The sequence below is a fragment of the Pseudomonas sp. MPR-R2A5 genome, from assembly GCF_058793055.1.
Map to the genome: position 1 here is coordinate 1 of NZ_JBXAFK010000096.1, position 9,712 is coordinate 9,712.

Annotated in this window: 10 protein-coding genes and 2 pseudogenes; 6 read left to right on the forward strand and 6 right to left on the reverse strand. The window is 56.9% G+C overall.

Annotated features, from left to right (window positions below; genetic code table 11):
• Positions 1-94 precede the first annotated feature (94 nt).
• Positions 95-856, forward strand: a complete 762-nt coding sequence (locus AC1Q6I_RS34360; RefSeq protein WP_102624768.1) for a hypothetical protein — start codon at positions 95-97, stop codon at positions 854-856.
• Positions 857-901: 45 nt separating this feature from the next.
• Here the strand turns inward: AC1Q6I_RS34360 and AC1Q6I_RS34365 are convergent, their stop codons facing one another.
• From AC1Q6I_RS34365 to AC1Q6I_RS34375, 3 genes and pseudogenes are all read right to left on the reverse strand, one after another.
• Positions 902-1,951 (reverse strand): phage portal protein, encoded by a 1,050-nt coding sequence (locus tag AC1Q6I_RS34365; RefSeq protein ID WP_102624769.1) that lies wholly within the window; start codon positions 1,949-1,951, stop codon positions 902-904.
• A pseudogene (locus AC1Q6I_RS34370) lies at positions 1,951-2,499 on the reverse strand (phage terminase large subunit family protein); the annotation flags it as partial. The gene AC1Q6I_RS34365 and the pseudogene AC1Q6I_RS34370, both read right to left, overlap by 1 nt.
• A pseudogene (locus tag AC1Q6I_RS34375) lies at positions 2,488-2,806 on the reverse strand (site-specific integrase); the annotation flags it as partial. The pseudogenes AC1Q6I_RS34370 and AC1Q6I_RS34375, both read right to left, overlap by 12 nt.
• Positions 2,807-2,906: 100 nt before the next feature.
• Here AC1Q6I_RS34375 and dusA point away from each other — a divergent pair.
• A complete protein-coding gene (gene dusA, locus AC1Q6I_RS34380) occupies positions 2,907-3,917 on the forward strand; it encodes a tRNA dihydrouridine(20/20a) synthase DusA (protein WP_102624770.1) in 1,011 nt (336 codons plus the stop codon).
• 310 nt (positions 3,918-4,227) lie between these two features.
• On the forward strand, positions 4,228-5,154 hold the full coding sequence (tal, locus tag AC1Q6I_RS34385; protein WP_024074109.1) for a transaldolase: 927 nt from the start codon (positions 4,228-4,230) through the stop codon (positions 5,152-5,154).
• Positions 5,155-5,335: 181 nt separating this feature from the next.
• On the opposite strand, the gene rssC is transcribed toward tal, so the two are convergent.
• Both rssC and rssB read right to left on the reverse strand, forming a co-directional pair.
• On the reverse strand, positions 5,336-5,818 hold the full coding sequence (gene rssC / locus AC1Q6I_RS34390) for an anti-sigma factor antagonist RssC (protein ID WP_024074108.1): 483 nt from the start codon (positions 5,816-5,818) through the stop codon (positions 5,336-5,338).
• Complete coding sequence (rssB, locus tag AC1Q6I_RS34395; protein ID WP_024074107.1) at positions 5,818-6,999, reverse strand: two-component system response regulator RssB; 1,182 nt, start codon at positions 6,997-6,999, stop codon at positions 5,818-5,820. The genes rssC and rssB overlap by 1 nt, the downstream gene beginning before the upstream one ends.
• A gap of 277 nt (positions 7,000-7,276) precedes the next feature.
• Between rssB and AC1Q6I_RS34400 the strand changes: the two genes are divergently transcribed.
• Complete coding sequence (locus AC1Q6I_RS34400) at positions 7,277-7,573, forward strand: PilZ domain-containing protein (protein WP_024074106.1); 297 nt, start codon at positions 7,277-7,279, stop codon at positions 7,571-7,573.
• Positions 7,574-7,634: 61 nt separating this feature from the next.
• On the opposite strand, the gene AC1Q6I_RS34405 is transcribed toward AC1Q6I_RS34400, so the two are convergent.
• On the reverse strand, positions 7,635-8,324 hold the full coding sequence (locus AC1Q6I_RS34405) for an MlaA family lipoprotein (protein WP_024074105.1): 690 nt from the start codon (positions 8,322-8,324) through the stop codon (positions 7,635-7,637).
• A 196-nt stretch (positions 8,325-8,520) separates the two neighbouring features.
• Between AC1Q6I_RS34405 and pcrP the strand changes: the two genes are divergently transcribed.
• Both pcrP and AC1Q6I_RS34415 read left to right on the forward strand, forming a co-directional pair.
• Positions 8,521-9,129 carry an HAD superfamily inactivated hydrolase PcrP gene (gene pcrP / locus AC1Q6I_RS34410; protein WP_024074104.1) on the forward strand — a complete coding sequence of 203 codons (609 nt, stop codon included), beginning with the start codon at positions 8,521-8,523 and terminating at the stop codon, positions 9,127-9,129.
• A 110-nt stretch (positions 9,130-9,239) separates the two neighbouring features.
• Positions 9,240-9,506 (forward strand): DUF4404 family protein, encoded by a 267-nt coding sequence (locus tag AC1Q6I_RS34415; RefSeq protein WP_069075495.1) that lies wholly within the window; start codon positions 9,240-9,242, stop codon positions 9,504-9,506.
• Positions 9,507-9,712 lie beyond the last annotated feature (206 nt).

A 9,712-nucleotide genomic window follows, 5' to 3' on the forward strand; every position in this document is an offset into this window, starting at 1 on the left:
TGCTTCATCGGGAAACTCGGTGGGTGGGGTCGCGGTATTTTGCCAAATCAGAAAGTTTTTTTCAGAGTTTCCCTAGACACCATCAAGGACACCGATGAAAAACCTAAGAAATTACGACCCTATATGGATGGGCATTCTTACGGGCTTGGCAGCGTTAATTCTGTGGTATTTCTCAAGCCTTGCGATTGACAAATCAATTACACCTACGACAGATAAAATATGGCCTTTTTTCTCAGCAGGTCTTGGCGCATTTTTCGGTTCATACTTTGCATATTTGTTCAGAAGACATGAAGAAAAGCAGGCAAAGCTTAATAAAAGAAAAAGCACTTTAGAAGCTTGCCTGTTCACTCTAACGAGGCAGTACAACGCTATGTTTCAGATGAAAAGAACTTATGATGAATTTCCTACCGATATTGATCGAGCCATATCAATGCCAGCTGCAAAATTCCCAGAATACAAAGACGCCCGAATTGATTTTGAGAGTTTAAATTTCTTAACAGAGCTAAAAAACGTTAGCCACCTACTTGATTTAACAATAGAACAAGAGCGCTTTGAACAAACCATCTTAAGCATAAATATAAGAAACGATTTCCACTTGGAAAAACTTCAACCCGCACTTGAGAAACATGACATGAATGGTCGTGAGCTCTCATTCAAAGAGATAGAGAGCCTTCTTGGCCCACTCATCTTTCATTCCGCATTCAATTATGCAAATAACTCTTATGAACTTCTCTGTAAAAATTTAGATTCAAACCGAGAGTCCCATCAAAAAACTTGGGAAATCGCCAGAGAAATATTTCCGGAGAGTGAGTTCCTAAAGCCCTCTCCAATCACACCGGAGAATGCTAGTGTCTAGCCGAAGCTGATGTTAAAATTCGTGGTTTAATTTGTTATCGAAATTTTAGGCTCCTACATAAATTTCATAGGGTTTGAAGCGCACGACCTCCTCCCCGATCCACTCATTCAACTGCGCCATCCGCGCCTGAATCGGCTCCAGTTCATTGGCTGCATAGATCTGCGCCGCCTCCCTGATCGACCCAAACCCACCCGCGTTCTGCGGCACGATGCCCATCAGTTGCGGCGGAATACGCAAGCTGGCGAGCACGTCGTCGCGGGTCTGGTTTTTGATCGAGTTGAATTCGTCCTTGGCCGTCACTTCGCTTACAGGGATGATCTGCAACCCGTCCTTTTTGCCGTTCGGCGAGTACACGAACAGGTTGCGGAAGTTGCCAGGCCCCTTGGAGTCCTTCAGCGCTTTGCGCAGTGAGTCGACGTCCGCTTCGTTCTGCGCGGCGTCGGTCATGTAGAGGATGAAGCCGGCGTGACTACCGTTCTCGTAATACTTGCGGCGAAACAGCGTGGCCGATTCATTCAGCAACGCCGACTGCAAGGCGCTAATCCACTCGGGCAGGCCGTACACCTCCTGGTGCAGATCCGTTTCCCGCAGATGAAAAACGGTGCCCGGTTCAAATTCATGCTCCTCCTTCCAGCCCTGGACCATGAACTGCCGGCCGTCCTTGCCCGAGCGCATGTACTTCGCCAGCGGCGGTATCAGCTCGCGCACCGGGCCGAGCATCGAGCGCCGTCCTTCCAGATATCCGTTACCCAGACACAGGAAGTCCAGGGCGAACTGTTCGAACACTGCCCGCGACAGCAGCCGGTGTGGAATGAAGGTTTTGCTCAGCAAATTGCGCTTGAACATCAGCCCCGAGTGAAGGTGCACGCTGGAACCCACAGACCGTGCCAGACCGTCCAACGACAGCGGCGGCTCGTACCACCGCCCGTTAAACCAGCACTCCAGATAATCAAACACCTCCCGGCCACTCAACACTGGTGACGGATCGCCGAAGCTGAACGCCTCGATCTTGCTGTCACTGCGCGGGATAAATTCCTGCGTTGCAACCGTGGAAGCCTGGGCCACTTGCTTGGTATTTCTGCGGCGGTTCGACATCAAAAAATCTCCATCCGCCCGGTATTGGCAGTGATCTGCCCCTCCAGCGGTTCGTTGTGCAATGCGTGAAAGAGCGCCCACGCCAGATCGGCGTGGCCGGTGTTGTCGTTGCGGCCGGCGGTGTAGGTGAATTGGCGACCGCCTGCGGTGATGGTCTTGCGGATCGCCATCAACGACTGCGCCATGTCGGTCCAACCGGCGTCGAACTCCAGCCGGCCCCGGTGGATCACGTCGTAGGCCTTCAGCACCAGGCGGGTCTTGACCTCAGGCGAATAGCTGAACGTGGTGACATTGGGGAAGAATTGGCGCACCAGCTGCGCCACGCCGCTGCCCAGACCGGTGACATCGATCCCGATGCACGTCACCCAGTAGCGGTCGCAGACGGCTTTGATCACACTGGCCTGGGCTGCGAAGTCCATGCCTCGGAATTGGTGACGCTCCAGCACCCGGAACTTGCCACCTGGCACCAGCGGCAGAGCGATCACCATCAGGCCAGAACACTCGCTGAACAACCGCATGGCAAACGGCTTGTAGTGCTCGGTCAGCTCGCCTAGGTACACCTCACCGATAGCATTGAGTGTCGCACTTGGTCTTCCCCAGTCGCCGGGCTTTCTCAACCGCTACCAGGTGGCGATTGATCATGTCTTTGAGCACGGTGCCCTTGCGATTCGCTCGCTCGATCACACCAGGCTCATCCAGCTCCGACTCGCGATTAAGCGTCCAGGCCTAGGTGGCCTGTTTTCAGGCGAAGGTCTGGCTCTCTTGGTAGACTTGCACTCCGTCGCGCTGGATGCGGATCTGAGCCGTGTAGCTCACAGTCCCATCCGCCAGTTTTCTTGCCCTGATAGTCGCCATCGAAAGTGGTACGCGTCAGTTTTGGGTGGTACATCTTACCAACGAGCCCTAAAACGGCCTGAAAACGCCCTAAACCCTGCCGAAAAACACGTTGAGTAAAATGGTTCAAAAACAGAGCTTTAGCCCAGCAGAATCAAGCCCCGCACTGTCTCGGCGCTTTAGCGTTGCACCCATGATGGACTGGACCGACCGTCACTGCCGGTTCTTCCTGCGCCTGCTCTCCAAACACGCCCTGCTCTACACCGAAATGGTCACCACCGGCGCAATCCTTCATGGCGACCATGAGCGCTTCCTGCGCCATAACGAAGCCGAGCACCCTCTGGCGCTCCAGCTTGGCGGCAGTGTCCCCGCTGACCTGGCCGCTTGTGCGCGTATGGCCGAGGCCGCTGGCTACGACGAAGTGAACCTGAACGTCGGCTGCCCGAGCGATCGGGTGCAGAACAATATGATCGGCGCGATCCTGATGGCTCACCCGGCCTTGGTGGCCGATTGTGTGAAGGCGATGCGCGATGCGGTGTCGATTCCGGTGACGGTCAAGCACCGTATCGGGATCAATGGGCGGGACAGTTATGCCGAGTTGTGTGACTTTGTCGGGACGGTGAAGGACGCGGGCTGCAGCAGTTTTACGGTGCATGCTCGGATTGCGATTCTGGAAGGGTTGTCGCCAAAGGAGAACCGCGACATTCCACCCTTGCGCTATGACGTGGCGGCGCAGTTGAAGCAGGACTTCGCTGATTTGGAGATTATTCTCAACGGCGGCATCAAGACGCTGGAGCAGTGCCATGAACATTTGCAGACGTTTGATGGGGTGATGCTGGGCCGGGAGGCTTATCACAATCCGTATCTGCTGGCGGAGGTGGATCAGCAGTTGTTTGGCAGCGAAGCGCCGGTGATCAGCCGGGCGGAGGCGTTGGCGCAGTTGCGGCCTTATATTGCCGAGCATTTGGCGGCGGGTGGGGCGATGCATCACATTACGCGGCATGTGTTGGGGTTGGGCACCGGTTTCCCTGGGGCGCGCAGATTCAGGCAGTTGTTGTCGGTGGATATTCATAAGGCTGCGGATCCGTTGGCATTGTTGGATCAGGCAGGGGCGTTGTTGGAAGGGCGTTGATTGGATAGCTTGCAGGGCGTCGGTGGGTTATTGATGAACTGACACACTGCCATCGGGGGCAAGCCTCCTCCCACATTGGGTGCGGTGTGTCCAGGGAAGGCGCCAGTTGGCATGAAGGTGCTATCCAAGTGTCATCGGGCAATTGGGTTGAACCTGTGGGCCGTTCTGGCCTCCTATTCAGCAGCAAGGCCCGTCATTCAAACGGCTGTTTTCAGGTTGTTGCCCTCGCAAACGATCGAACGCATTTGCGCCCTTGAGCGCCTGTCGGCGCTCGGGTAATGTCATCAGACCCATAGGACAGAGCACGCCCATGACTTCCAAGCTGGAACAACTCAAGCAGTTCACCACCGTCGTAGCCGATACCGGCGATTTTTCCACCCTCGCCAAGCTCAAGCCGCAAGACGCCACCACCAACCCTTCCCTGCTGCTCAAAGCCGCGTCGATTCCGGGCTATGCCAAGCTGCTGGATGAGTGTGTGCAGGACTGCAACGGTGATGTCGGCCTGGCCAGCGACCGGTTTGCGGTAGCGGTGGGTCAAGAGATTCTCAAAGTGGTACCAGGCCGTATTTCCACCGAAGTGGATGCCCGCCTGTCGTTCGACACTGACGCCGTACTCAAGCGCGCGCACCGTCTGATCGACCTGTATGACAAGGCCGGCGTTGGCCGCGACCGCGTATTGATCAAGATCGCCTCCACCTGGGAAGGTATCCGCGCGGCGGAGAAGCTGGAAAAAGAAGGCATCCAGACCAACCTGACCCTGCTGTTCTCGTTTGCCCAGGCCGTGGCTTGCGCGGAAGCGGGTGTGTTCCTGATTTCGCCATTCGTAGGCCGGATCTACGATTGGTACAAGAAAGCCAATGGCAACGACTACACCGGCTCGGATGATCCTGGCGTGCAGTCGGTGACGCGCATCTACAACTACTACAAGGCCAACGGCTACAAGACTGTGGTGATGGGGGCGAGCTTCCGTAACCTGAGTCAGATCGAAGAGTTGGCTGGGTGTGATCGCCTGACGATCAGCCCGGACCTGTTGGAGAAGCTGGCGGCGGACGAAGGCAAGCTGGAGCGCAAGTTGTCGCCTGGCCATGCCGGAGAGGCGCGGGTACATTTGACTGAAGCGCAGTTCCGTTGGGAGTCCAACGAGGATGCGATGGCGACTGAGAAGCTGGCAGAGGGTATTCGTCAGTTTGCTCGGGACCAGGAGAAGCTTGAGGCGCTGTTGTCCGCCAAGCTGTAAACGGACAGAGACGGCAAAAAGGGCGGTACCTGTGAGGGTACCGCCCTTTTTTGTATCGATCGCAAGCCGATCTCAGTTCAACTGTGGGAGGGGGGTTGCTCCCGATGGCGGTGGGTCAGCGAGGAATACATGGCCTTACACTGTGCTATCGGGGGCAAGCCCCCTCTCACCTACAGAGGGATCAGTGACGCTCGAGGGCGTTGACGAGGTCGTGGAAGGCTTCGCGGTTGGACTCGTTGAGGCCCATCAGGATTTTGTGCGCTTCCAGTACCTTGACCCGCACAACCTCCTCGGACTGGTCCTGGACCGGCAGGTCGGTGAGGCATTCCGGGCAAGGGATCGGGCGGTCAACGATGTTGAACACCTGGTCGAAGCCCATGGACTGCAGCAGCCGGGTGATGTCTTCGTGGGTGGTGACGACGGTGGGCAACAGGCCGACCTTCTGCCGAGACAGAATGGACAACTTGGCCAACAGCCCAAGGGTGGTGCTATCGATGCTGCGGGTTTCGGTCAGATCGATCACGATCGCCGAGAAGTTCAGCGCTGTGAAAATCCGCTCAATCGTCGCATCCAGCGCCGAACACAAGGTCAGGCGCACTTCACCGACAAACTTCAGGACAAAGGTCCCGTCTTGCTCGGCGAATTGGATTCTTCCGGTACTCATCAAAGATTCCTGCTCAACACCAATAGGGCGATATCATCCGGCATCTCCCCTAGCGTGGCCAATCCAAAAACCTGCCGCAGGCCATCCAGGCTGCCGCCCGCCGACTTGACCCGTTGGGGCAAGGCGGCTTCTTTCTCTTTGAGTGTAGGCTCTGGAAGAAGGTCCAGGATGCCATCGGACATCAGCGTCAGGCTGAAGGTCGGTGGCAGCTCCAGGATGTGGTCTTCATAGGTGGCTTCATTGAACAAGCCAACGGGCAGACCCCGTCCTTCCAGGTAGCGCACACTGTCAGGTGTGTACAAAACCGGCATCGGCAGGTGACCACCAATGCTGTAGGTCAAAAGACCGGTTTCTTCATCGATCACGCCGCCCACCATCGTCACGTGCTTGCCCAGCTTGCAGCTGATCAAGCCTCGGTTGATGTGGCCCAGCACCTCGGAGGGAGTGAACTCCGGCAAGGTGCCATTGCGCTTGGATTCAAACAACAGCCGTGTGGTCATGAATTTCAACAACACGGTCACAAAAGCGGAGGAAGCACCGTGGCCGGAGACATCGGCCAGGTAGAACGCCACGCGGCGCTCGTCGACACGGAAATAGTCGACAAAATCACCCGACAGGTACAACGACGGAATGATCTGGTGCGCAAACTTGAACTCGTCGATGGTCCAGGGGCTGACCGGCAGCATGTTCATCTGCACCTGGCGACCGGCGTTCTGGTCCTCCTGGAGCAGGTTCAGGCTGGCTTCGAGTTCACGGTTGGCGGTTTCGAGCTTTTCGCGGTAACGCTGGTTTTCCAGCAGCAGGCGTGCACGATCCAGGGCACGACGCACCGAGTGCTCCAGCACCGCCAGGTCTTCCAGGGGCTTGATCAGGTAATCGGCGGCGCCCAGGCGCAAGGCCTCGACAGCATCGTTCATGACCCCGGCGCCGGACACGACAATCACCGGCGTCTGCGGGGCGCGCTCGGTCACCTGGCGGATCAGCTCGAGGCCGCCCATCTGGGGCATGCGCAGGTCGCAGATCACGAGGTCGGGCTGGTCGCTCTCGAATACCTGGAGACCCTGTTGGCCATTGCTGGCCTGCAGGACGCTGAACCCACTGTCTTCCAAATAGGCCGCAAGGCTTGCGCGCACTACTTCGTCGTCATCGATTATCAGCAGCGTGGCACTGGTTTTTTGCATGTGGGCAAACGGCGCCAGAATTAGGTTGGCGTAGGCGACTCGGCAAAGGCCGGGCTCACTCTACTGGATTCGCTTTCTAGCCTCTCTGTCCTACAAAGCATAGGCTTTTTGCCCACGCACAACTGTAAAGCAGAGGTGCCCTTCTAAGGCGCAGACGGTACTCCCATCCGCCTGGTGTTTCAAGCTCATGCCGATGGTCGCCGGGCGTCTTTACATCGCAAATCACCGGGAGTTATAAGAACCCTTAAAACCACAACACAATGTAAGGATGGAAGCTGTGAGCGAATACGAGCGCGACTACGCTGAAAAACGCGACTTCATCCGCATGCGAGTGGATGCCGACGTGGCGTTGATCCACGCGGGCCAAGAGATTGCCGGGGTTTGCGTGGACCTTTCCAGCTCCGGGATGCAGGTGCAGGCACCGCGTCAGTTCAACGTGGGAGACCTGCTCACCGTGCGCATTGATTCAGAGCACGCGGCTCTCAAAGGCCTGGAGGCTGACACCGAAGTGGTATGGACCAAAACGGCAGGCGAAGAGCAACAACTGGGGCTTAAAATCTTGAAAATGCGCTGAAACCGCACATAAAAAAGGCGACCGCCAGGGTCGCCTTTTTTTCATTTCAAAATATCACAGCTTAAAAGTCGTCGACGACCTTGCCGTCCTTGACCTTGAACTCGCGGTTCTGCAGGTAGGCGTTACGAATAAAGGTGTACTTGTCGCCGGTGATCAGCTTCTCGCTCTCGAGCAGGCTGGCGCGGGTATCGACGATATTCAGGCCCATGGTGCTGTTGCGCCAGCCGATATCGTTCATATAGCGATATGGCTGGGTGTAGGTGTCTACATACTTGGACGGCGCATCGCGCAGGGTGCTTGGACCCAGCAGCGGCAGCATCACGTATGGACCACTGCCCACGCCCCAGTAACCCAGGGTCTGGCCGAAGTCTTCATCGCTGCGCTTGAGCCCCATTTTGGTGCCGACATCGATAAAGCCCAGCACGCCGAAGGTGGTGTTCATCAGCAAGCGAGCGGTGTCCACGCCAGCAGCGTGCGGCTTGAGCTGCAACACGTTGTTGGCCAGGTTGCCGACATCGCCGATGTTGCGGAAGAAATTGTGCACGCCGTCCTGCATGAATTGCGGGGTCACAAACTGATAGCCCTGGGCCAATGGCTTGAGGGCGTACGTATCAACGGTGTCGTTGAAAGTGAAGATCGGGCGGTTGACGCTTTCCCATGGGTCATCTTCCGACGCTGCCTGTGCGGCGAATGGCACCAGCAGGACAGTGGCACACACCGACAACTGAGCGAAGTAGTGGCTCCAGCGCATAGCTTTTGCTCCTTGAATGGTCTGTCATGGGCGCTATGCCCTGAATAAGGCCGTCAGTATATGACGGAAGTGTGGATTTAGGCAGCTGCCAAGAAACGACAGGCTCTGAAATGGACAATTTTCCTACAATTAACGCCAGTGTCATCGACTTGTCATCCCACCCCGATAGCGTTGGAGCTATTTCAGGGATGTAGAAATGCCTCACGCCGAAATTGCCGTCGCCACCGCTCCCGCCTTGACTGCTGTGTTATTTGGCCTGAGTGGCTGCCTGGTGGATTTCGGTTCCCAGGCACGCACCGATTCGTTCTCCCCGCACTCCGAAGCTACGCCCGGCGCGCTGAAGATTCTGCGCAGCCTGAAAGAGCAAGGCGTGCCCTGCGCCTGGCTGGATGAATTGCCACCCTCGGTGACCACCCCGCTGGCTGCGGCCCTGCCCGATTGGGTCAAGGCCGCATCCCCCTCCTCCATCCGCTGGCCGGCGCCCCATGCGTGCTGGCAAGCGCTGATGGAATTGAATATCCCACGCCTGGAAGGCTGCGTGCTGGTCAGCGGCGAGCCGCGCTTGCTGCAATCGGGCCTGAATGCCGGGTTGTGGACCATAGGCCTGGCGTCCTGCGGTTCACTGTGCGGCCTGGCGCCCGAGCAATGGCAGGCGCTGACCGAGCAGCAACGCGAATACAAGCGCGGCAAGGCTACCGTGGCACTGTATGGGTTGGGGGTGCATTCGGTGATCGATCATCTCGGCGAGCTCGGCACCTGCCTGGCGGACATCAGCCTGCGCCAGCTCAAAGGCGAGAAGCCCTGATCGAGATCATGCACATTCGGCCCCGGTGGATTAATCTACCGGTCAGTCCGTAGACCTTTCTCGGCGTGCCGTGGTCTATGCCAGTGCCTATCGATAAAAGGAAGAACGCCATGCCTGCCCGCGAAAAACTGCAAGAACAGGTCAATATCCTGCGCGAGCAACTGGAACAGGAACCGCCGCTGCCAGCCGAAAAACGTGAAGCGTTGGAAGCCTTGCTCGCCAAGTTCGAAGTACAACTGGAGCTGGAACCGGCCACCCAGCCACCCAGCATCGCTGACGATGTGAACCGTGCAGTGGAAGGTTTCGAGTTGGACCATCCAGGCATCGCGGGTACTTTGCGCAATATCGTGATCACCTTGGGCAACATCGGCATTTAAACCGGCCCAAAGCCACACGCAGAACCAAAATGTGGGAGGGGGCTTGCTCCCGATAGCGGAGTGTCAGTCACAGTCTCTGTGCCTGACCCACTGCTATCGGGAGCAAGCCCCCTCCCACATTTGTTTACTGGCTCTTCGCATTTAAGGGTGTAGAAAAAATCTGACCGGCTGGAAAAGGAGTCGAGGATCTTAGAAAATGTAAGCTC